Source organism: Glaciimonas sp. OK215, from assembly GCF_057787885.1.
On the sequence record NZ_CM173544.1, the window covers coordinates 3712757 to 3734617 of the forward strand.

The 21861-nt window shown below is 54.4% G+C and carries 20 protein-coding genes; 7 read left to right on the top strand and 13 right to left on the bottom strand.

The features are described from left to right. Positions 1-69: 69 nt before the first annotated feature. A complete protein-coding gene (locus AC3CHX_RS17165; RefSeq protein ID WP_488629235.1) occupies positions 70-1413 on the top strand; it encodes an IS4 family transposase in 1344 nt (447 codons plus the stop codon). Here the strand turns inward: AC3CHX_RS17165 and AC3CHX_RS17170 are convergent. The 10 genes from AC3CHX_RS17170 to AC3CHX_RS17215 all read right to left on the bottom strand — a co-directional run bounded on the left by AC3CHX_RS17170 (position 1377) and on the right by AC3CHX_RS17215 (position 10972). After that, positions 1377-2033: a ribonuclease activity regulator RraA gene (locus AC3CHX_RS17170; protein WP_488629241.1), complete on the bottom strand. Its 657-nt coding sequence runs from the start codon at positions 2031-2033 to the stop codon at positions 1377-1379. The two genes, AC3CHX_RS17165 and AC3CHX_RS17170, sit on opposite strands and share 37 nt — an antisense overlap. 40 nt (positions 2034-2073) lie before the next feature. Next, positions 2074-2859: an SDR family oxidoreductase gene (locus AC3CHX_RS17175; RefSeq protein ID WP_488629242.1), complete on the bottom strand. Its 786-nt coding sequence runs from the start codon at positions 2857-2859 to the stop codon at positions 2074-2076. Between the two features lie 52 nt (positions 2860-2911). Continuing rightward, positions 2912-3829, bottom strand: coding sequence for an SMP-30/gluconolactonase/LRE family protein (locus AC3CHX_RS17180; RefSeq protein ID WP_488629243.1), 918 nt, complete (start codon positions 3827-3829; stop codon positions 2912-2914). A 22-nt stretch (positions 3830-3851) separates the two neighbouring features. Further along, positions 3852-4667: an NAD-dependent epimerase/dehydratase family protein gene (locus AC3CHX_RS17185; RefSeq protein WP_488629244.1), complete on the bottom strand. Its 816-nt coding sequence runs from the start codon at positions 4665-4667 to the stop codon at positions 3852-3854. Between the two features lie 92 nt (positions 4668-4759). After that, positions 4760-5881 carry a mandelate racemase/muconate lactonizing enzyme family protein gene (locus AC3CHX_RS17190; protein WP_488629245.1) on the bottom strand — a complete coding sequence of 374 codons (1122 nt, stop codon included), beginning with the start codon at positions 5879-5881 and terminating at the stop codon, positions 4760-4762. 105 nt (positions 5882-5986) lie between these two features. After that, positions 5987-6925, bottom strand: a complete 939-nt coding sequence (locus AC3CHX_RS17195) for a nucleoside hydrolase (protein ID WP_488629246.1) — start codon at positions 6923-6925, stop codon at positions 5987-5989. Between the two features lie 50 nt (positions 6926-6975). Next, positions 6976-8172 carry an extracellular solute-binding protein gene (locus AC3CHX_RS17200; RefSeq protein WP_488629247.1) on the bottom strand — a complete coding sequence of 399 codons (1197 nt, stop codon included), beginning with the start codon at positions 8170-8172 and terminating at the stop codon, positions 6976-6978. After that, positions 8169-8993, bottom strand: coding sequence for an ABC transporter permease (locus AC3CHX_RS17205; RefSeq protein ID WP_488629248.1), 825 nt, complete (start codon positions 8991-8993; stop codon positions 8169-8171). The genes AC3CHX_RS17200 and AC3CHX_RS17205 overlap by 4 nt, the downstream gene beginning before the upstream one ends. A gap of 1 nt (position 8994) precedes the next feature. After that, a complete protein-coding gene (locus AC3CHX_RS17210) occupies positions 8995-9882 on the bottom strand; it encodes an ABC transporter permease (protein ID WP_488629249.1) in 888 nt (295 codons plus the stop codon). A gap of 4 nt (positions 9883-9886) precedes the next feature. After that, positions 9887-10972, bottom strand: coding sequence for an ABC transporter ATP-binding protein (locus tag AC3CHX_RS17215; protein ID WP_488629250.1), 1086 nt, complete (start codon positions 10970-10972; stop codon positions 9887-9889). A 598-nt stretch (positions 10973-11570) separates the two neighbouring features. Between AC3CHX_RS17215 and AC3CHX_RS17220 the strand changes: the two genes are divergently transcribed. Continuing rightward, a complete protein-coding gene (locus tag AC3CHX_RS17220; protein WP_488629251.1) occupies positions 11571-12611 on the top strand; it encodes a porin in 1041 nt (346 codons plus the stop codon). A gap of 52 nt (positions 12612-12663) precedes the next feature. On the opposite strand, the gene AC3CHX_RS17225 is transcribed toward AC3CHX_RS17220, so the two are convergent. Then, positions 12664-13746: a LacI family DNA-binding transcriptional regulator gene (locus AC3CHX_RS17225; protein WP_488629252.1), complete on the bottom strand. Its 1083-nt coding sequence runs from the start codon at positions 13744-13746 to the stop codon at positions 12664-12666. An 816-nt stretch (positions 13747-14562) separates the two neighbouring features. Between AC3CHX_RS17225 and AC3CHX_RS17230 the strand changes: the two genes are divergently transcribed. Both AC3CHX_RS17230 and AC3CHX_RS17235 read left to right on the top strand, forming a co-directional pair. Beyond that, positions 14563-15393 carry an MlaD family protein gene (locus AC3CHX_RS17230; protein ID WP_488629253.1) on the top strand — a complete coding sequence of 277 codons (831 nt, stop codon included), beginning with the start codon at positions 14563-14565 and terminating at the stop codon, positions 15391-15393. After that, positions 15390-15998 carry an ABC-type transport auxiliary lipoprotein family protein gene (locus tag AC3CHX_RS17235; RefSeq protein WP_488629254.1) on the top strand — a complete coding sequence of 203 codons (609 nt, stop codon included), beginning with the start codon at positions 15390-15392 and terminating at the stop codon, positions 15996-15998. Before AC3CHX_RS17230 ends, AC3CHX_RS17235 begins: the two co-directional genes overlap by 4 nt. Here the strand turns inward: AC3CHX_RS17235 and AC3CHX_RS17240 are convergent. Both AC3CHX_RS17240 and AC3CHX_RS17245 read right to left on the bottom strand, forming a co-directional pair. Beyond that, positions 15995-16564 (bottom strand): cytochrome b, encoded by a 570-nt coding sequence (locus AC3CHX_RS17240; RefSeq protein ID WP_488629255.1) that lies wholly within the window; start codon positions 16562-16564, stop codon positions 15995-15997. The genes AC3CHX_RS17235 and AC3CHX_RS17240 overlap by 4 nt on opposite strands. A gap of 53 nt (positions 16565-16617) precedes the next feature. Next, complete coding sequence (locus tag AC3CHX_RS17245; RefSeq protein WP_488629256.1) at positions 16618-18792, bottom strand: PAS domain S-box protein; 2175 nt, start codon at positions 18790-18792, stop codon at positions 16618-16620. Between the two features lie 560 nt (positions 18793-19352). On the opposite strand from AC3CHX_RS17245, the gene phaP reads away from it, so the two are divergent. From phaP to AC3CHX_RS17260, 3 genes are all read left to right on the top strand, one after another. Beyond that, positions 19353-19916, top strand: a complete 564-nt coding sequence (phaP, locus tag AC3CHX_RS17250) for a TIGR01841 family phasin (protein ID WP_488629257.1) — start codon at positions 19353-19355, stop codon at positions 19914-19916. A 189-nt stretch (positions 19917-20105) separates the two neighbouring features. After that, positions 20106-20846 (top strand): acetoacetyl-CoA reductase, encoded by a 741-nt coding sequence (gene phbB, locus AC3CHX_RS17255; protein ID WP_488629258.1) that lies wholly within the window; start codon positions 20106-20108, stop codon positions 20844-20846. A gap of 281 nt (positions 20847-21127) precedes the next feature. Next, positions 21128-21760, top strand: coding sequence for a hypothetical protein (locus AC3CHX_RS17260; protein WP_488629259.1), 633 nt, complete (start codon positions 21128-21130; stop codon positions 21758-21760). Positions 21761-21861: the final 101 nt, after the last annotated feature.

Here is a 21861-nt window from a genome sequence, read left to right on the forward strand (position 1 = left end):
CAATGAGTTACGCGCACCACTTGTAAACTTCGACGAAATCGCGTTTACTCTTGCACTTTGGACGACGAAATGGCCAAGGCTGCACTGCGGTGGACCGATCATGAGTTTGCCGGACTCGACCTTGGCGACGGTCGTCTCAACAAAAGGGCAAAGATACTCATGGAACGATTTGCGGCGAATCCTGAAGCGAGCATTCCGGCGGCATGCGATGGCTGGAGCGAGACGGTGGCGGCTTACCGCTTTCTGCGCAACACGGACGTGGACTGGCGTGACATCTTGGCGCCGCACTGGGCGCGCACGCAGGAGCGCATGCAGGCCCATCCGGTGATGCTGTGCATCCAGGACACGACAGAGCTGGACTTCAATGGACAGGAAACGGCGGGGCTCGGGCCACTGAACTATGAGGCGCGGCGCGGGATGTATGTGCATCCGACCTACGCGGTCACGCCCGGGCGCGAACCGTTGGGCGTGCTCGATGCGTGGATGTGGGCACGCGAGAAGCGCAACGCCGACGGCGCGCGCCCTGGGCAGAAGGAAAGCACGCGCTGGGTCGAGGGTTATGAACGGATCGCCGAGATGGCGGCGCAGATGCCGCAAACGCGACTGGTATATCTGGCTGACCGCGAGGCCGACATGGTCGCGATGATGCGACGCGCCAGCGAGCTGGGAACGCCAGCGGACTGGCTGGTGCGCGCCAAGCACAATCGTTGCCTGCCCGATGAGGACGGTGAGAAGCTGTGGGCCTACACGACCAACGGCGCGGCGCTCGGCGAGATCGCCTTCACGATGCCGGCACGGGGCACCCAAAAGTCGCGCCCGGTGCGCCAGCAACTGTGGGCGCGCGTGGTCGAGATCGCTGACGGCAAACGCGGGCGCATCAGCGCTACCTGCATCGTGGCCCGCGAAGTCGGTGAGCCCGAGGGCGTCAAGCCGCTCGAATGGCGCCTGCTGACCAACCGCGCAGCGACCACCTCCGATCATGTCGTCGAGCTGATCGATTGGTATCGCGCACGCTGGGAAATCGAGATCTATTTCCATGTCTTGAAGAATGGTTGTGAAGTGGAAACCCTGCAACTGGGCGCAATCGATCGGGTCGAGCGCGCGCTGGCGTTGTTCATGGTGGTGGCTTGGCGGATCACCTACCTGATGCGTCTGGGCCGCAATTGCCCCGACTTAGACGCCGCACTGTTCTTCTCGGCAGACGAAATCCGCGGGACTTATCTGCTCGCAAAGCAACCTAGGCCAGCGCAGCCGCCACGCCTAAATGACGTCATCCGCTTGATTGCCAAAATTGGCGGCTTCCTTGGACGCAAGAGCGATGGTGAGCCTGGCGTCAAGACAATCTGGCGTGGATTGGACCAGGTGATGACCGCAGCTCAGACGTTGCAGGCGTTACGCGAAGAAGGCGGCTGAGTTGTGTATAAAGGTATGGCCTCAAGCCGCTCCTGTTCGGGCGCAGCTGCGACAATCTCATCGACCAATGCAGATGGAATAAGTACCGCACCGTCGCCGTCAACCACGATTACGTCACCGGGCATGATGCAGACGCCACCGCATCCCACCGGTTCTTGCCAGTTCACAAAAGTCAAACCCGCGACCGATGGCGGTGCTGCCGTGCCCTGTCCCCACACTGGCAAGTCGGTTGCCAGCACGCCCTCAAGATCACGGATAACGCCGTCGGTCACCAGCGCCGCCACGCCCCGCCGTTGCATACGGGCGCACAATATGTCGCCAAAAATACCGGCATCAGTGATGCCCATCGCATCAACCACCACGATACATCCCTCTGGCATCGCTTCGATTGCTGCGCGTGTGGACTTGGGAGACGACCATGATTCGGGCGTGGCCAAATCTTCTCTTGCCGGTACGAAGCGCAAGGTAAACGCTTCGCCGACCAAGCGCGGCTGACCGGGGCGTAATGGCTTAGCTCCCCGAATCCATACATTTCTCAATCCCTTTTTCAACAACAGAGTGGTAAGCGTTGCTGTCGTAACGGCAGACAATGTCGCGATAATTTTTTGATCAAGTGCCATGTTGCATACTCCTTTGCTAGGTGTTAAACCGCGTTTGTAGTCAGGCGCTGGCGATCAGGCCGCCGTCGATACGCACGACACTTCCGGTCACGTAGGCTGCGTTCTCACTGGCAAGGAACGTCACAACATCGGCATACTCTTCCGGCTTACCATAACGACCGGCGGGAATGGATGCGGTACTCTCGTCGATCACGTCTTGCAGATCGCGCCCTTCACGTGCAGCCTTGGCGCGATCAAGAAAATGAATGCGCTCAGTCGCCACCCGTCCCGGCAAAACGATATTGGCGGTAATACCGTCTTTTCCGACTTCGCGCGACAAGGTTTTGGACCAGCCCACCAGCGACATGCGTAGCGCATTCGACATACCCAGATTGGCAATCGGCGCGATAACCCCGGATGAGGTGCTGGTAATAATGCGTCCCCATTTTTTCTGACGCATACCAGGCAATGCGCGGTCGGTAATCGAGATGACGGACAGGACCATTAACTGGAACTGCTTTAACCACAACCTGGAAGACTGATCAGACGCCGTGCCGGGCGGCGGTCCGCCGGTATTGTTGAACAGAATATCGACACTGCCGAAATGCGCCTCGATGGCCTTGAAATTCGGTTCAAGCAACGATAAATCACCGATATCCCATTGCAAAGACAGCACTTTCCCCCCTGCAATTTCAATCGCTTCCGCCGATTCTTTCAGCGCTGCTGCATCGATATCAGCCACTACGACATTGGCACCTTCACGCGCCAGTGCCAAGGCGATAGCACGTCCCAGTCCGCCGCCAGCGGCCAGCACCAATGCCGTTTTGTTTGTTAAGCCCAAATCCATAAAATTCCTTCGTTAATGTGTCGGTGTTGTTGATAGTATTGGTGGTAATAATTCAAGCATGCGAGAACATCGGTTTTCCGCCAATCAGCAGACGTGCACGTAAAATGCAGCCGCTTTCTGCCTCGGTAATGTACAGATCGCGTCGGTCGATTCCACCATAGGCGAGGTTCGTCACTGATCGTCCCTCGGGCGAGACTATCCGATGCGTAGGTTCGCCAAAGCTATCGAAAATCCATACTGACCCCAGACCAATGTGAGCGACCGCCAATCCACCTTCCTGATCTAACGCCATGCCATCCGGCCCGGTTCCGCCAGACAATCGAATGAAGACCCCGACCTTGGACACCGAACCGTCCAGCAGGAACGGCAACCGCCAGATCGCGTTATCGCGGGTGACGGCCAGATATAACGCCGTTTCATCGCGATTCAGGACCAAACCGTTTGGGCTGGGAATGCCGGTAAGGATGCGTGTCAGAACACCGCTGGCATCAAGCTTAAATACCGAGCCAGACGGATCATGCAGGCCGGACTGTCCCTGATCCGTAAAATACAGGTCGCCATTTTCAGCAAATATAAGATCGTTCACACCTTTAAAAGGCTGACCCTGATAGGCGCCGCAGACCAGCGACATCTGGCCCGAATCCGGATCGAGCAGCATGATGCCGTTGCGATGATCGGCGACAAAAATACGGCCATCGCGGTGTATTTTCAGCCCGTTCGGCTCGCCGTCATACTCCGTAACAAGCGTAAAAATACCGGCTTCGGATACGCGAAAAATTCGCCCGAAAGGAACGTCTACTACATAGAGATTGCCGCGCAGATCGAATGATGGCCCTTCCAGCAGGGAATGCCGGTCAGCACCGCGCAGATTCAGTTGCAGCCAGCGATTACCGCCGCTGCAACGCTTGCGATATTGCTCTGGCAGACGGGCGAAGATCTCGGGATGGATGGTTTTCGGTTGTTTGTACATGGGAGCAACGCAATCTAGTTGGTCAATCGATACGATCAATATCGCCGTCGAATTCCTCACCGCAAAACGGACCGCCCTGAAATTCACGCTCTACCGCCAGGTCTTCTTCCGTGTTTTGCGCCAATATCTGTTGCGCGTAATCTTCCGCATTGTCGAGAGGAGTAAATCCGATGTTCGCTGCGCCCGTGTTCTGATACCAGGCCCGGGTGTTGGCAGAGACGCCGTAGACAACTTCAAAGTGGACCTGCGCCACGTCCAGGCAACTACGCGCAAGGCGCACCATATCGGCGGGGCTAAGCCAGAGACTCAACATGCGCCGGTTGGTCGGAATCGGTCTGAATTGGCCGATACGCAGGACAATGGTTTCGATGCCGTGCTTATCTGCATACAAGCGCCCCAGTGCTTCGCCGAATACTTTGCTGACACCATAGCGGGTATCGGGACGGACCGGTTCCGCACCGTCGATTTTCCGTTCGCGCCGACAAAATCCGGTGACATGGTTTGAACTGGCGAAGATGATGCGTTTGACCCCGGCCAGCCGCGCCGCCTCATAAAGGTTGTAAGTCCCTACGATATTGCTGTCGAGGATATTAGCCCACGGTGCTTCCACCGGAATGCCGCCAAGATGGATGATCGCATCGACCTCCTTCATTGCCGCCATCACCGCAGCCATATCGCTCAGATCTACGGTCATCGTTTCCTCTCCGTGTCCGGCTGGCGCAGGTGGGACGACATCGATCAGCCTGAGTGCGGGACAATAACCAGACAGCTCCCGCCGCAGCAGTCTGCCGATGTTCCCGGCAGCGCCTGTAATAAGTACGCGATTAAATTGTGACATCTGGTCTCCGGTAGCGCTTACGGTGCCGCATCGGTCGACGCTGGCAAACCGACGCGCGACCTCAGCATTAAAATACTAGCCAAATTTAAGCATCACTTCCAGGCATCGGCCTGATAATTGGCGATGGAGGATTCATCAAAACAATAACCAAGACCCGGTTCAGTTGGCAGCAAAAGATTGCCATCCACGGCGGTCAATTGACGATCGATAAGGCGACGGAAATTCAATACTTTATCGTCAGAAAAGAATTCAACGAAGCGGCCGTTCGGCGAAGACGCGACCAGATGAATATGCAGGTCGTGGAACCAATGCGGACACATCGTGACGCCATAGCTGTCGGCCATCGCTGCGATGCGGCGGAACTCACTGATACCGCCGCAGACCGCTGCATCGGTTTGCAAAATGGCCGCGCCTTTCTTGTCGAGTAATTCCTTGAAGCGCCACCGCCCTGCCTCGATTTCGCCGGTCGCCACCGGGATCTCAATGGCGGCGGCAAGCGTCGCGTGGCTATCGATTTGGTCGGGGCTGAATGGTTCTTCGATCCAATACGGATCATAGTCGCGGTAACGCTCGATATAGCGTAAAGCCGTCGGCACGTCTTGCCATGCATTGTTGGCATCCAGCATCAACAACACATCGGGGCCGATTGCTTCGCGGGCAGCGGCGATACGCGCCTCTTCCTCGTTTGGCGATAGTCTTCCGACTTTCATTTTCACGGCCTTGAATCCCAGCGCCACGTAACCGGCTAACTCCTCACCCAGATGCTGGGGTGTCTTGCCTTCGAGATAATAGCCGCCACTGGCATAAGCGGGCACATGCACACGCGAAGCAGCGCCCAGATATTTGTACAGCGGTAATGCAGCGGCACGCGCATTCCGATCCCATAGCGCAATATCAACAATGCTGATGGCCCGCATGACCGATCCTGTGCGCCCGTGCAGCAAGGTCTCTTGATACATTTCGTTCCACAGAATTTCCGTGTCGTTTGAATCACGGCCGATCAATAGCGGCGCGAGCAACTGGCGGACTGCTTCGGTCACCAGCGCGCCCCCGGCATGACCGCTGTAGCAATGACCGATTCCTTCAAAGCCATCGTCACATTTGATTTTTACCAACGTATATTCACGCGCATGGACTTCACGACGGGCGAACGACGTTGCCCGATCCAACGGCATGCGAACCGTTCGCGCTACAACGGAAATAATCTTCGACATACTTACTCTCCTTTTTTGTAATCGCTTACATTTCAGCGAAAATTGAACATGAAACATGTTTGCCCGACGGGCATCCATCAATGATGGGTGGTGCATTTATTTGGTTTAAAAGTGCCGAAGCGCATCACATACCTGCCGCATGACGCCGCGCGCATCGACTTGATCCAGCCACAGAGCATTGGGGGTGCGGCCGGTTGTTCCCCACAGGTCGACGACGGTCATACCTTTGGTCAACGCCGATCCGTATTCGATTGCGATGTTGACCTTTTTACCGGAGAACAGACTTCGCTCCAGCAGATAGGCAATCACGCAGGGATCGTTAAGCGAAGTATTGTCTGAGCTATAACCATAAACCTCGACCCGCCGCCGATTGAAGAAGTCCAGCATTTGATGCGCGGCTGCAGCAATCGGATTGCCTATTTTGGCGATCGCATCTAGTCCTTCTGCATTGACGATCACCTGACTTGATGCGTCGAGTCCAATGACGACCAATGGGCAACCGCTATCGAATACGACGTGGGCTGCGTGCGGATCGCACACCACATTAAACGTCGCACACGGCGTGACGTTGCCACCGGCACGCCGCGCACCTCCCATGAAGACGATTTCCTTGATGCCCGCGATGATGCCGGGTGCCTTGACTAGCGCCATCGCCAGATTGGTCAATGGCCCCAGACAAACAACCGTGATGGGTTCAACACAATTGGTGAGGCAGTCAATCATGAAATCGACGCCGTGCTGCTGGTCGGGCGCACCGGCGATATCCTGCATTGGTAAGCCATCGAGTCCACTTTCTCCGTGGAAATCGGTGGCGTCTGACCCGCGCTCTACCATCGGCCTGGCGCATCCGGCGCGTACCGGAATATCGGACCGACCGGCAAGCTGACAAAGAAAACGTGCATTTCTTTCCGTAAGCGCTACCGATGCATTGCCTGCAACGGTAGTAATACCGATCACGCGCAGCGCCTGGGGCGAGCCCAGCGCCATGAAAATCGCGACGGCATCATCGTGCCCCGGATCGCAGTCAATTAAAATATTTTCCACAGACATAATGGCATTTCCCGTGATTGCAAAAGAAGCAGTTACTGCCTGCGTCAAGATGAAATGATGTCGAGATATTTGGCCTCTGCTTCGGTCAAATGTTCACGATACCAATCCTCGCTGATCCGAATTTGCCGCGCCAAATTTTCCGGTTGACCGGGATCGTAACGCTTGAGTTCATTCGGGATCAGCGCCGATGCGGCTGGATTGCTCGGGCCCATGCCGATGCTCTTGAACAGCTCAACCTGGCCCACCGGTTCCAGCGACAACTTGATAAATTCCATGGCTTTCTTTTTACCCGCGGGATTTCCTTTGGGGATAATCCAGACCGCCGGGGCCACCACGCCGCCTTCCCATGTCCAGTCGATATCGCCCTTGGTTTCAAGCCGCAACACGTTGGTGCGGTTATGCCACATATTCCCCATGACGACTTCCTTTTGGCGGAACAGGTCTTCGCATTGCGCGCCGGTCTTCCAAAATATCGTGTGCTGTCTGATTTCCTTGATTTTCTCCAGCGCTCGCTTGAGATCAATCGGATAGATTTGCGCTGGAGGCACGCCGTCGGCTAGTAAGGCACATTCAAGCTGGCCGATACACGAGCCGCGCAACGTTCGCTTGCCCGGAAAATCTTTTACGTTCCAGAAATCCTTCCAATTCTTCGGCTGTTTACCGCCCAGCTGACTTTTATTAAAGGCCAGCACGTAGGAAAAAATATAGTTGCATATGGCCCATTTGAATTGATATTCCGGGCGAACGCTTTTGGTCCCGATCACGCCGTAATCGATTGCTTCAAGTACACCGGCTTCTCCCAACAGTAAGGCAGCACCGACGCTGGCATCGCACACGTCCCAAGTAACATTGCGGGCATCCACCATTGCGCGGATCTTACCCGCGCTGGGTCCGCTACCATCGATGATGAGCTTCATACCATTGCGTTGCAGTTCGGTCGCGGCCCAGGCTTTCATAAAAGCCTCGGATGCCAGACCGCCCCAGTTTGCAATCAATATTTCCGAATTATTCGCACCGAAGGCTCTGCCGACTGGCACGGCTGTGAGACCCAGGACGGCAAGTGCGGCAAGAAAATGTCGCCGGTCCATGCCAGCCGGGGCATGCTCTGAACCGTCTGAAATATCTGAAAAAATGTTTGGTGATACACCGCTTCCGATCTTTACCATGTTCAATTTCCCCCTGTTCGATTGAGTTAAGCAACGTTGAATAACATCATGTTCACCGATGGTGCGATGGTTCAACTGTCAAGCGCAATACCGGCCTGCCCTTTGGAATCGCGCAGCGCCATCACGGTGCGATTCAGCACCAGCAGCGCAATCGAAATCACGATCATGACTGCCGCCACGGCCGCAATCATCGGATCCAATTGATCATTGAGACCGTCCCATATCCTGCGTGGAACTGTAAAAATTTCTCTGCTGGCGATGAACAGCACAATCACAATTTCATCCCAAGAATGCATGAATGCAAGGATGCCGCCAGAGACGATGCCCGGCAGAATGTTCGGCAATACCACCATGCGCAACACCTGGAAATAGTTGGCACCAAGACCCCTCGCCGCCTTCACTAACGCGCTGTCGAATCCGGCAAGCGCCGAAACCGTCGTGATCACGACATAAGGCATGCCGGTAACCGCATGCGCAATAATGACGCCGGTATAAGTGTCAAGCAAACCGAGTTGAATGAAGAAACGGTAGATACCCAATGCGTACACCACGCTGGGAATAATCAGCGGCATCAGCATCAGCGCTCGCACAAAATTGGAAAACCGCGTTCCAAGCAACCAGCAACCAACCGTGCATGAAACACCTGCCACCAGAGCGATTGCGGTCGCCGCGGCACCGATAATGCCGCTTTGCGCAAAGCTTGCCAGCCAATCGCTGCTGGCAAAAAGTTTGGCATAATGCGCCAATGACAGGCCGCCTTGCGGCATGGAAAGATACGGCCGATCTGTCAGCGAAAGCGGCAAAACGATCGTCATCGGTAAAATGAGGAAAGCCAATACCAGCCAGTTGCCGGTGATCGCTGCCGCAGATGGTCCTAAGGTTTGTGTATTTTTCATGTTATGTCCCCTCACCACCGAACACACGCCGCACGCCAACCAGACGTATCACCGTGCCCAGCAATATAAATACAGCCACCATCAGCGTCACAGCCAACATGGTGCCTTGTCCCCAATTCAGTAATTCAACGATCTGTAGTCGTACATATTCGGCGATCATCAAGGTTTTTCCACCGCCCAAAATGGCCGGGATCACCAGGAAGCCGAGAGAATAAACCCCTACCAATGCGCCTGCCCCCAAGACGCCGGGAAAACTGAGCGGCAGGAATACTTTCAGGAACGCCTGACTGCGTGAGGCACCCAGCCCGCGACTTGCCATGACATAGCGTTTATCAATCGCCCGCATGTTTGCGTACAGCGGCAAGATCGCATAGGGCAACATGTAATGGATCATGCCGATGGCGACACCAAATTCATTCCAGACCAGATTCAACGGTTCATGGATCAATCCCAGATCCATCAACGCTGTATTGACTATGCCTGCGCGCCGCAACATCGCCACCCAAATGAACGCACGCACCAGCGCCGACACCCACATCGGAATGATCACCAGCACCAACGTTAAACGCTGGATGCGGGCCGAACCATTTACCATGACATACGACACTACATATCCCATTACCAGCGTAGCGATCACGGTAATGCCGCAGACTCTGGCCGTCGTCAGCAGCATCCGCTGGATCGAATCGCTGGTGACCAGAAGCGCAAAGTTTCCCATCCCGGGAACCGGCTCGGTAACGCTGATCGATAGAACCTGTGCCAGAGGATAGAGAAAGAAAACGCACATCAGCAGAATGGCGGGCGCAGTCAGCAACCACGACATCCCGGCATGGGTGATGCGCGGCGGCCGCATTGACCGCGCTGAAGCACTCATTATTGTTTGGTTCATGGCCTTATCCATTGACGACCCGGATCGATTCGTCCGCTCCCCAGCCCAGCCAGACGGTCGCGCCCTCCTCCGGCGAAAATTCGGCTTTTCTGGCGGGAACGGTCACTGACAGATCGATTCCAAGAACGGTACGCACGGTCACGTGATCGTGAATACCGGCATAACTAACGGCAACGATCTTGCCTTCCACGCAATTCACACCGGGCCGAAACGGTTGCGCACCGATGGATACTTTCTCTGGGCGCAGCGCCACTAAAACCGATTCATTCGCAGCCGGTGGCGCGATGCCATCCAGCGATTGCGTGAACATGCTATTACCGCAAGAATAGGTAAATCCGCCCGCATCAATATGCTGTACACGCCCCTCTATGAAATTGCTGCGGCCCAGGAAGTCCGCGACAAAACGGCTACGGGGCTGCTCATACAATTGTTTGGGCGAGCCCACCTGTTCAATCCGTCCATCGCGCAGAATGGCCACCCGGTCGGAAAGAGAAAGCGCTTCGTCCTGATCGTGCGTGACACAGATAAACGTCATGCCCAGACGTTTATGCAAATCGCGCAGTTCTTGCTGTACTTCCGCCCGCAATTTTTTGTCGAGAGCGCTCATCGGCTCATCCAGCAACAGCACATCAGGCTTAAACGCCAGCGCCCGGGCGATGGCAACGCGTTGTTGCTGGCCGCCGGAAAGCTGTTTGGGCATGCGATCTGCCAAATGCGCGAGTTGGACCATGTCCAGAGCCTGACGCACGGTTGCGCTGATCTCATCCTTAGGACGTCGGCGGACATTCAATGAGAACGCCACGTTGTCGAATACGGAAAGATGGGGGAACAGCGCGTAGCCCTGCAGGACCATGCCGAAATTCCGCTTTTCGGGCGGCAACGGCGTGATGACTTTGCCATTTACCAAGATGTCGCCCGAGTCCGGCGTGACGAAGCCAGCAATCGTCATCAAAATGGTGGTCTTACCGGAGCCCGAAGGTCCTAGAAGTGTAAGAAATTCCCCCTGATCGACACTCATAGAGACATTGTCGATCGCCGTAAAACTGCCATAGCGCTTGGTGAGGTCTTTCAATGCGAGAAATGATTGCATTCATTTTCCTTGATGGGATGGTTGCCACATAATGTAATCGCTTGCAATGAATCTATACTATGAAGAATTTCAAAGATCGCAAGATAATTCGTAAAGATCAAATATAGTTCTTCCAACCCATAAATTCACGGGCTTGAATACGCTTCTTGGACCGCACCGCATCGTCCGGCGCAAAAAATTTGTTCGTATTTCCTAAAATTTTTCTATTCAATGTAACCGCTTACATTTAATATACAGATTCAGATTTTCTATGTCAACATGCGGACCCTGTAAATGGCTAAATAATTTTGCGATCAATGATAAAAATCGCCATATTTGCCTATGAAAATCGTAAAAATATCGCTTAATTGATAAACAAATAAAATTTTTACAGTATTTTATTTTTCATTGTAAGCGATTACATTTCAACATAAAGTAATGCACCAATCTCGCCGCACACGCCGAAAACAACGCAACGGCGACTTGGCCGCAAGAGAAAAATTGATCGTGCCCTGTTGTTTCAGGGCTTTTTTTGATGGAGGTAGGAGGTGGAGGTCGATAACGGATATTTAGCAATGAACCAATGGAAAATTACACAACAATGGAGAGGAAACGCAATATGAAGAAAGTAATAATGATGAGCACCTTAGGATTCGTATGCAGCGGTGCCGCCCTGGCGCAGTCGAATGTCACTATCTATGGCGTACTGGATTCGTATGTCGGATATACCAATGCCGCAGGAAAAGGCAACGTCGTCTCGATCGACAGCGGCGGGTATCAGGCTAGTCGCCTCGGCTTTCGCGGCACTGAAGATCTGGGTGGCGGCCTTAAAGCCAACTTTGTGCTCGAAAACGGCTTTTCATCCGATTCGGGTGGCTTAGCCGATTCAACGCGCCTGTTTAACCGGCAGTCATGGATAGGTCTGAGCAGCAGCGAGGGAGAAATCCGGGCGGGTCGCCAAAATTCACCGGCGTTTTACATGTTGGGAAAAATGGACGCTTTTAACGCGGCAACATACGGCTCGTTCATGAATAACATCTCTGGTTATGCGCCCCGTTACGACAATATGATCGGCTATCAGTCGCCCAGTTTCAGCGGTTTCAAAGTACAGGCGCACGTCAGTCTGGGAGAACAAGTCGCCAACCAGAGCAGCCTGAATGTTTACATGCTTGCCGCAGAATATGAAAATGGACCGCTATATCTTGGCTTAACGACTGCAAGGCAAAACAGCGCCAACAACAATCAAAAAGTCATGTCTTCGTTTGCGGGTGGAAGTTACGATTACGGCCAGGGAAAAATTTATCTGGCCTATTATCACGGCAACAATTTAAATGCTGCTGCTGCCACCAACACGCCGGGCACGTATTACAAAGGCTACTCAATATCCGCAAATTACCGCGTCACCGCGGCTGGCACAATCGGGGCAGGATACGGCTGGGCAACCGACGAAAGCGGCGCTGGCAAGGATGTACGGCAACTTAGTCTGATCGGCACTTATGATTTGTCGAAGCGAACCATGCTATACAGCACATTAGCAAGCATGCGCAATAGCGGTGGCGCTACATTTGCGCTGAGCGCAGGCGGTCCTATCACCAGAAACGTGCCGACCGCAGGCGGTACAGCGAACGGCTTCCAAATAGGTGTGCGGCACCTTTTCTAACCTGAGCGCAGGCATTGCGGCGGCCGGACGCGGCTGCCGCAATGCAGCATAATCAGGCGATTTTTTTTACGGCGCTACGCTTTGGATTGTTGGCGGGCGGCGGCGCGGTACTGCCACGGACCACCAGACTTACGGGAATTTCGGTGACTCTTGGTGCCACTTCTCCCGCCAACGAGGAAAGCAAAAAACTTCCCGCCGCATTGCCAATTTCTTCGGCCGGAACCCGGATAGTGGTCAAAGACGGCACCAAATACGCGGAATACACGATATCGTTAAAACCGACTACCGAGACATCGCCCGGCACCGACATCCCGCAAGCAGTAGCACCGATCAAGGCGCCGAAGGCCAATTGGTCGTTACCGCAAATAATGGCAGTCGGTTTGATTGGCGCGGCCATTAATTCCAGCATCGCGTGCCGCCCCTCTAAAATGCGGTAAGGGCGCTCAATCAGCCACTCGGTCTGAATAGTCAAACCATGACTTTCCAAACAGGTCTTTATCCCCTCCACACGTGCCGCAGCCCGATCGTTATTGCGCATTTGCCCGGCAATCACCGCAATCCGCTGATGACCCAGACTCACCAGATATTCGGTGATCTGACGTGCCGCTTCTGCGTTATCGAAACCCACGCAAGGCAGATCTTCGGACAATGTCCAGGTTTCGATAATGGGCACGCCCTGCTTCTGCAAAAGAGGAATCAGCGCAGGATCATGCACGTCGCCAACCAAAACAATGCCGTCGATCCCACGTGAGATAAGCATCTGCGCTTCGCGCAATTCCATTGCCGGGTCATATCCCGAGCTAGCTAACAGCAGCGTGTAATCCGCCTTATTCAGTACGCGTTGCAAAGCCGAAATGGCAACGGAAAAACCTTCATTTTCGATACTGGGGACAATTGCGCCTATCGTCATCGTGCGGCGCGAAGCCAGCGCCCGGGCGGCACCGTTGGGCATGTATCCGGATTCCTTCAACGCACGAGAAACCCGGGCGGCCACTTCGTCGCTCACCACAGCAGTACCGGTAAGGACACGTGAAACCGTTGCAGTCGACACTTTTGCAAGCTCCGCAACATCTTTGAGGTTTACAGACGCCCGCTGGCTGCTACGACTGCGCTTGATTCTGACTATTTTTTCCATTTGCTTCAAACCTGGATGATGATTTGTGCAAATGATAGCGCATTCTTTGAAATCGCTTACATCGGGATACGTGTTTAAAAATAATCAGCGCGCATATGAGACCGGGTTGGGGCCAGCGAGACCCATTAAGTTTTCATATAAACAACGCCATTCGTGCGTACCACTCCGCTGCTTCCGTTATGACAGGCAGAGCGGATGTGGACCGGACTGGAGAATGTCCACCAATACAACGCACACGGTTGTCACGATGCGCTGGAATGTTCCTTATCCTTTAAAAATTGCTCAATCAGATTCGGATTCCCTTCTTGATGAACCGGTGTCATTTTGATTTTGGTTATCTTCCAATTTCCATTTTCTTTCATGAGCGCATGCTCGTACCGGCAATAAAGAAGCCAAAATCCTTCACATGGTTCACGAATCACGTTAGGGCAGCATCTGGATTTCTCTGACAGAGTCGGCGCGATGTTTCAGACTTCAACCTGACAGGTTCGCCCTTATCGTACGATTTTTTCCATTTTCTGCGGCGCCCCTAATTCGGGCTTACGTAAATTGTGCATTCCTACAATTTATTTTGCTTAAATCCCAATTAAATCGAAATGGTAGTGGTACCATTTCTTGGCATAATTGACTTGAAAAGTCGGGCTGGATAAGTAAAGTAGAAGCCGAAAATGCAAGCCTTGCATTATGTGGCAATTTGCCTCACCACGCTGTTCTCGCAAACAGGGGGACGTTGCAGGGATGGCGGATCAGCGTGGCTCCGGCCCTAGGTCCCCGTTTGGGCGGCGATGTCCAAGGCAGCCATGGAGGCGATACGCGATGAAAACCGATATCAACACGAAGGCGAGACTCGCGTTCGTGGCGTTCTTGCTTGTCTCGATAGTCGCTGGGGCAATCTGGTATTTTTTTTCCGTAAGTAAATACGTGAACTATCAGATATCTACCCAGGACGCCGTCTCCGGTCTCATCGCCGATGCTCCCGTCGAATTCCACGGCGTCGATGTGGGAAAGGTGATAAGCATCAAGCTGGTCCATCCGCATTCAGTGAGTATCTTGTTGAGTATTGACAAGACCGCTCCGATCTCTTCGGCCAGTGTCGCGACGATTACTTCCCGTGGACTCGCAACGCGAGGATTTACCGGCTACGTCTACATTGCTATCGAAGACGTTGTCGGCATCGATACGCAGCCATTGGCAACACGACCGGGCGAGCCTTATCCGACAATACCGGCGGCACCGTCCAAATTCTTGACGCTCGATACGACGCTGAATCAAGTGAACCAAAATGTACAAGTCGTCACCGATCTGCTGCAATCGATACTCGACAAGAAGACCATGGCATCGCTGAAGCAATCGGCCGACAGCTTGCAGCAAGTGACCAAAGCACTGGCGGAAAATACCAAGAAGCTAAACTCTATCGTTGCCAATACCGAGCGTGCGAGTCATCGCTTTGCGCCACTGCTGGAATCTAGCCAGGACACGGTGAGAGCACTCCAGACGCAAATCTTGCCGGAAGTGCACAAGACTCTGTCCAATCTCGATGGTCTGTCCAGTTCCTTCGCCGGCGTAGCGACCAAAATCAATCGAGACCCATCGATCTTGATTCGCGGCACCACGCCGCCACCGCTTGGGCCGGGGGAAGAGAAATGAAGGTCGATATGGCTGGGATGGCTTTGGTTGCACTATGCGCCATCCTATTTTCGGGTTGTACCCTGTTCTCGCCGGTCAAGATTGCTGCCAAAAAATATGTGCTGAACAGCATTCCGCTCGACCTGCCCAAAGAAAAGACTCACTTTGCGACGCTGTTAGTCCAGGTCCCCGAGAGCAATCCGGTCTTTGACACAACGCAAATGGCCTACACGACCCAGGCTTATCAAATCGCGTATTTCAGTAGGAATGAATGGGCCGAAACGCCAGCGCAGTTCATTCTTCCCTTAATCGTTGAGACAATTCGGAACACGCACTACTTTCGCGAAGTTCTGTCGCCCCCCCATTTCGGTCACCACACTTTCGCGCTTCGTTCCGAAATCCTGGAACTTAAGCAGGACTTCACTTCGGAGCCAGCGATGCTGCAGCTAACGATGCGTTTCTATCTGAGTCGCGAGGCAACGAATCAGGTTATTGCGACCAAGGAAGTGTCGGTGCGCGAACCCATGCGGGAAAGGAACCCTTACGCCGGAGTCGTGGCTGCCAATAAGGCTATGGAAAAAGTATTGCGGGAACTCGCCAAATTCGTGGTCGAGAAAACTGTTTAGGGCAGCATTTTGCGTAAGGTATCGTCCTTGAATACGAAATGATGCCTGAGCGCCGCGCCCACATGGACGAATATGAAAAGGATGAGCACGTAACCGAACCATTTGTGGATATCGATGAATCGCTGAAACAGATAGTCGTCATGCGGAAGGAAATCAGGCAGCGTGAATAGGCCAAAGAACGACACCGGGATACCAGCGGCGGAAGACATCAGCCATCCAGTCATCGGCAAGGCGAACATCAGTGCGTAAAAAGAAAGATGAACAAATCGGGCGGCGATTTTTTGCCAATCCGGCAGGTGCGCAACCAGTTGTGGCAGTACATGTGTTAAACGCCAAGCCAAGCGCCCTGCAAGTAAAGCAAGCACCGACAAGCCAAACTCCTTATGGTAGAGAATCAACGTGATCTTTTTCGTATTGAAACCGACATCTGGAAGTGTGACCATGTAAAGGCCCAATGCCGCGAGTCCAATGATAAGCAAAGCCATTAACCAGTGGAGCAGGATCGCGACAGCTCCATAGCGGTCTTCGGTGTTCTCAATCGGCGTCATCGCTTGTGTTCCGTTCATAAAAGATCGCGTCAGTGCGAGGCTGGTCCATTTCCTCTTTTTGCGGCAGCAATTTAGACATCATTTCCGCTCGTTTGTGTCCGGTATGCGTCCACTTCCGGGTTCTCCAGCGGCAAGTGCAATGCCACCAGGGTGCCGTGAGATGTGTCGGCAATCCTGATATCGCCTCCGAAATAGCGTGCGCGTTCAGCCATGCCGGCGAGTCCCCAGGACTGGCGGTTAGGTATGTGTCCGGCATCGATGCCCTTGCCGTTATCTTCCACCTCCATCCTGATCGAACCATCTTCATGCATCACCCGAATATCGACTTGCGATGCGTCGGCATGACGCGCCACGTTGGTGAGCGTTTCCTGCACGATACGAAACAGCGCCGTGCTGCGTTCCGCGTCGATGACGGCCTCCTCAACAAAAGCATCTATGCTGACGTGGCAGCGGAAGCCGCTGCGTGCTTCGGCTTGCGCGGCAAGCCATTCCAGCGCAGCCCACACCCCGAGTTGATCCAGCACGCTGGGGCGCAAGTCCGTGATCACTCTGCGCACCGTATCTACTGCTGCATCCAGTAATGCACAGGCATCGAGCAGGCGTGGATTGGGTGCGTTACCGGCGCGGTCATCCTGATCCATGGCAACCGACAGGTTGGCCCTGATGCCGGTCAGCACGCCACCTAGTTCGTCATGGATTTCGCGTGCGATGCGGATGCGCTCGTTTTCCTTGATGCGCTCCTGATAAGCTACCAGCTCTTGCAGTTTCACCTGCGCCAACTGCAACGCGTCTTGCGCTTGCTTGCGCTCGGTGACGTCCGCAATCACGCCGACGAGGCAACGTTCCTCGGCGCTGGCGTCGTAGAAACACCTTCCCGTCAGGTGGCCCCAGAATTCAGTTTGGTCCGCGCGCCAATAAAGTCGGTCCAAGTCCACCGAGGGAATTTCGCCAGACAGCAGCGCCAGCATTTTCTCTCGCCCTAACTCGCGTTCCATAGAGGGCACAAGGGCGACGTATTCTCTCCCCTCCAACGCTTCAATAGACGATCCGAACATCTCGGCCATACGCTGATTAGCTTGCCTGATGCGCCCCTCTTTATCGATCACAAAGATCGCCACGCTGGACGTATCAAGAATTTGCTTGAGCAAGGTCTCCCGTTGTCCCAAGGTTTCCAGCAGGCGATTGAAGCCCCCAATCAGTTCCCCTATTTCATCCTGTCTGGCAATGTTCAAGGGCGGTGGGCGCCGGTTTGTATCCGACAGGGTGGCCAGCGTTGCCGCAGCGGCAAGCAGCGGTGCAAGTTGGCGTCTTAACATCCACCAGGTAAGGACACCCGCCAGCAGCGTCAGGAAGACCGTGGCAATCAGCATGCGTTGCTGTATGGCGCGAATCGGGGCAAAGGCTTCTGCCGTGGGCAATGCAGCTGCCACTAGCCAACCCGCGATGGGAATACCTTTATCCGAAGCCAGGACTTCCACGCCGAGTGGATTGACGACGACCGCAGAACCCTCGTAGCCATGAATAAATCGGTCGATCAACGGATTGATGCCCGGGACGGGGAGGGTTTCCATGATGCGACTTTTGTCGGTGGCGGTGATCACCATCCGGTACTGCCGCGCGACAAGCAGATAACCGCCGGTCTTGCCGTAGCGGCTGTCTGTGACGACGTCCAGGAAATTGGATTTGCCCAGGTTGGTCACCCCCGCCAAGGCACCGATCACTTTGCCCTGCGTATCGCGAATGGGCACCGTCATGCCCACAACCGGCGCCCGCAGCATCTTGCCCATGACCGGCCGGCCGATTGTCGATTTACCCTCCGTGAGCGCAGCCGCAATGGTATCAACGTCCATGTAATTGACGCCAATCCGTCCTGCCGCAAGCGGCACCTCGGCAATCGCGCTGCCATCCAGTCGGTAAGCAATGACGCCACCGTTGAACAGATCCTGAAGAGCCGGGTGCTGCTCCAGAAATGTCTGCAGGGTCGCCGCATCGCCCAACATGGCGGGGCTAACGCTTGCGGCAACTAACTCCAGCGCACTCAACCGGTCTTTCAGCCGGTCGTTGATCACTGCGGCTATGACAGAGGCCGTCGAGAACTGCTGTTCGCCCAACAGGCGTTGCATATCCTCGCGCAGCGTGCGGCTGGCATAGAACGCCAGCAACCAGATGCTCACCAGGAAAATCGCCAAGGTGGTGAGCGTCACCCTTGTCTTGAGCGACCGCCGCTGAAAGTTGTTCAAGTTCATGTAGATTTTCCACCGTCGACAACCTTGCCCCATAAGAAACAACGACCCATGTTCCATCTCGCGCGTGGCAGTGGTGGAATCTGCCAGATTCCGACTGCGAGTGGCGGCAATCGGTCGGTCATGAATGTAGCATATTCAGGGACAAAGTTGCGTCAATAAAATACCGAAAGGCATGGGCTTGCTTGTCGTTGAACCCCTACAAACTCCAGGGATTCCCCTACAGAAGAGTTCCGCCAACAACGATAGCAGTACTTGTGCGACTTGCGCATACTTCACACTCCAACTTGATTTCGTCTGCGGTGTCGATAGCGTCTTGCGCAGCGCTTTTTTCCCGGAGCAGAAACAACACCTATTTGATGAGGCGCATCGGTGTCGACGATGCGTTCGTTGTCCGAGTCCCCATTATTGTTGCTGAAATAGAGAACTTGCCACTCGTCGGAAAAGTTTACTGTGTCCCACCACCATACCTGCTGAAATACTTCGATCTCGTTTTTCTGGGCGAATTGAAATATATCGTCGGTGATTTTTTCACTTTTTTGTAACCATTAAAGGTAACGATCATGCCAACTATCATTGAACAAATTTCAGCCGCCGCAAAAACCAACCATGAGGCCCGGGTCGCGCTGTTCACCGCGTTGACCAGCAGTGCGTTCGATGGCATGTCCAAACTGATCGCATTGAACCTGGATGTCGCGAAGGCGTCGCTGGCGGAATCTACCGCCGCTACCCAGGAATGGTTATCGCTCAAAGACCCGGAGAAACTTTTCGGACCGGTGTCGGCCCAGCCGGCGGTTGAAAAAGCGCTCGCCTATGGGCGCCAGGTGGCAAGTATCGCCTCCGCTACGCAAGCAGAGTTCAGTAAAACCACGGAAGCGGCCATTGCAGAGATTCGCCGCAACCGGACGGCACTGATGAACGAAGTCGCAAAAAATGCGCCGGCCGGCTTTGAACAGACTTTTTCACTGATCAAGTCCACCATCGACAACACCGCTGCGGGCTACGACGCATTGACCAAGCAGGCGCAGCAGGCTGCCGGCGTGCTCAACAGTGGTCTGACGGCAGCCAACCAGACTCCACTAGTTGTAGCCAAAGCGGCCGCTACTGCCAAAGCAAGTGCCGCCTGACGGTCAAAGCCGCAAGCGGAACCCGCATTGCAAAAAAATGCCGCCAGGACAACTCTGGCGGCGGGATCAGTTCGCCATGGTCAAGCGTGGCCTGTGCATTGACGCAGCATGGGCAGCAGAAAGCCGGGCGTTCAGCAAGCAGCGTCATTTTCAACGACATCACAAACTACAATACCAGGAGACAACAACATGGCAAGAATTGCATTGGTGACTGGCGGTATGGGCGGTTTAGGCGAAGCGGTGTGTATCAAGCTGGCATCGCTGGGCCACCGGGTGATCACGACCTATTCGCCCGGGAATACCACGGCCAACAAATGGTTGGCGTCGATGGAACAACAGGGTTACAACTTCCGCGCCTATCGGTGCGATGTGGCCAACTACGAGTCCGCCAGGGAATGCATCCGCACCATCGAGCAGGACATCGGTCAGATTGAAGTGCTGGTCAACAATGCCGGTATCACGCGCGACATGTCCTTCAAGAAAATGGACAAGCCCAACTGGGATGCGGTGATGCACACCAATCTCGATTCCGTATTCAACATGACCAAGCCGGTGTGCGATGGCATGGTCGAGCGCGGCTGGGGGCGCATCATCAACATCTCGTCGGTGAATGGGCAAAAAGGCGCGTTCGGACAAAGCAACTACGCGGCGGCCAAGGCCGGCATGCATGGCTTCACCAAGGCGCTGGCGCTGGAAGTGGCGCGCAAGGGCGTGACGGTGAACACCATTTCGCCGGGGTATATCGGCACCAGGATGGTGATGGCGATTGCGCCGGACATACTCGACAGCAAGATCATTCCGCAGATTCCGATGGGGCGCCTGGGCAAGCCGGAGGAAGTCGCCGGCCTGGTCGCTTATCTGGCGGCGGATGAGGCGGCGTTTGTGACCGGGGCGAATATCGCCATCAATGGCGGACAGCATATGTACTAAAGCCTGTCGGTCAATGCGGCGCACTGAGCGGCCTCGCCGGTGTTCAGAGAGCGCTGCAATTGACTGGTGTTACTTAAGTTTCAGTGTTGAAGACATGATCATTCAAGAAAAGTCTTTGAAGGCGCGCTGAACGTTCTTGATCTGATTTTTGTCCTATACTTTCAATCCCGCTTCAACCATCAACTGCTTCCAAGCCACGTTTGTTTTGATTTCACCTGATTCTGTTGACTCCCCCCAATATTGTTCTGGGTGGCATGTTTAATAACAATGAAGGAGACGAAATGCTAACAACTACTTACGCTCTTATCAGTCTTTCAGTGGAACAAAAGAGGGCACATAACCTTTTATCGACGGTCCAGCAATTATTCCAGAACAGCTCGGCGGACAGGCAGCGCACCGACCCGGTGATTCTTGAATCGGTCGTCAGTCAGCTTGCCAGACTCGATGCATCCTGCCATCGACGCAAAGTGGAGGTTTACCTGATTCCCGCGCTCCAGCATGCAACCAAGGAAGCGGATGCGCTGCTGGCCGAACTGGCATCGTTAAGTGCCGCCGGCCTGCGCATTCTCGAATCGGTCAGGGAATGGGTACGGCAAGCGTTTGATCGTGGAGTGACTGAGGTGAAAGAGTTGTATTCGTCGGTCGAACTGTATTGCAATAACCTGCTGCAACGATTAGCCAAAGAAGAAGAGGAATTGCTGCCGCTGGCGGAACGGGTCATATCGAGCGAAGAATGGTTTGCCATTGGGGCGCAATTTCTGTCACTCTATGCAGAAAAAAAGCCGGCCAGCAATCCATGGGTGTGGTACGGCGACCATTGGCGGCGTCGATTAGCCATTCCTTGCAATCCATCTTCTGGTCAGCCGGGAAATTTGGCACCCGCTTTTCGTAACGGCATGTCGGCGTCATTGTAGCGACTGGTTGTGGGCAAGCGTGGCACGCTGCATGGGGGAAAGGGCACAGCGCCCCTACTCTCCCGCTTAGTGTAGATTCAAGCGGTGAAGCCACGGCCCGG

Coding starts and splice junctions, on each gene's coding strand:
- AC3CHX_RS17165 (WP_488629235.1), top strand. CDS start 70: ATGGCCAAGGCTGCACTGCGGTGGACCGATCATGAGTTTGCCGGACTC.
- AC3CHX_RS17170 (WP_488629241.1), bottom strand. CDS start 2,033: ATGGCACTTGATCAAAAAATTATCGCGACATTGTCTGCCGTTACGACA.
- AC3CHX_RS17175 (WP_488629242.1), bottom strand. CDS start 2,859: ATGGATTTGGGCTTAACAAACAAAACGGCATTGGTGCTGGCCGCTGGC.
- AC3CHX_RS17180 (WP_488629243.1), bottom strand. CDS start 3,829: ATGTACAAACAACCGAAAACCATCCATCCCGAGATCTTCGCCCGTCTG.
- AC3CHX_RS17185 (WP_488629244.1), bottom strand. CDS start 4,667: ATGTCACAATTTAATCGCGTACTTATTACAGGCGCTGCCGGGAACATC.
- AC3CHX_RS17190 (WP_488629245.1), bottom strand. CDS start 5,881: ATGTCGAAGATTATTTCCGTTGTAGCGCGAACGGTTCGCATGCCGTTG.
- AC3CHX_RS17205 (WP_488629248.1), bottom strand. CDS start 8,993: ATGAAAAATACACAAACCTTAGGACCATCTGCGGCAGCGATCACCGGC.
- AC3CHX_RS17210 (WP_488629249.1), bottom strand. CDS start 9,882: ATGAACCAAACAATAATGAGTGCTTCAGCGCGGTCAATGCGGCCGCCG.
- AC3CHX_RS17215 (WP_488629250.1), bottom strand. CDS start 10,972: ATGCAATCATTTCTCGCATTGAAAGACCTCACCAAGCGCTATGGCAGT.
- AC3CHX_RS17220 (WP_488629251.1), top strand. CDS start 11,571: ATGAAGAAAGTAATAATGATGAGCACCTTAGGATTCGTATGCAGCGGT.
- AC3CHX_RS17225 (WP_488629252.1), bottom strand. CDS start 13,746: ATGGAAAAAATAGTCAGAATCAAGCGCAGTCGTAGCAGCCAGCGGGCG.
- AC3CHX_RS17230 (WP_488629253.1), top strand. CDS start 14,563: ATGAAAACCGATATCAACACGAAGGCGAGACTCGCGTTCGTGGCGTTC.
- AC3CHX_RS17235 (WP_488629254.1), top strand. CDS start 15,390: ATGAAGGTCGATATGGCTGGGATGGCTTTGGTTGCACTATGCGCCATC.
- AC3CHX_RS17240 (WP_488629255.1), bottom strand. CDS start 16,564: ATGAACGGAACACAAGCGATGACGCCGATTGAGAACACCGAAGACCGC.
- AC3CHX_RS17245 (WP_488629256.1), bottom strand. CDS start 18,792: ATGAACTTGAACAACTTTCAGCGGCGGTCGCTCAAGACAAGGGTGACG.
- phaP (WP_488629257.1), top strand. CDS start 19,353: ATGCCAACTATCATTGAACAAATTTCAGCCGCCGCAAAAACCAACCAT.
- phbB (WP_488629258.1), top strand. CDS start 20,106: ATGGCAAGAATTGCATTGGTGACTGGCGGTATGGGCGGTTTAGGCGAA.
- AC3CHX_RS17260 (WP_488629259.1), top strand. CDS start 21,128: ATGCTAACAACTACTTACGCTCTTATCAGTCTTTCAGTGGAACAAAAG.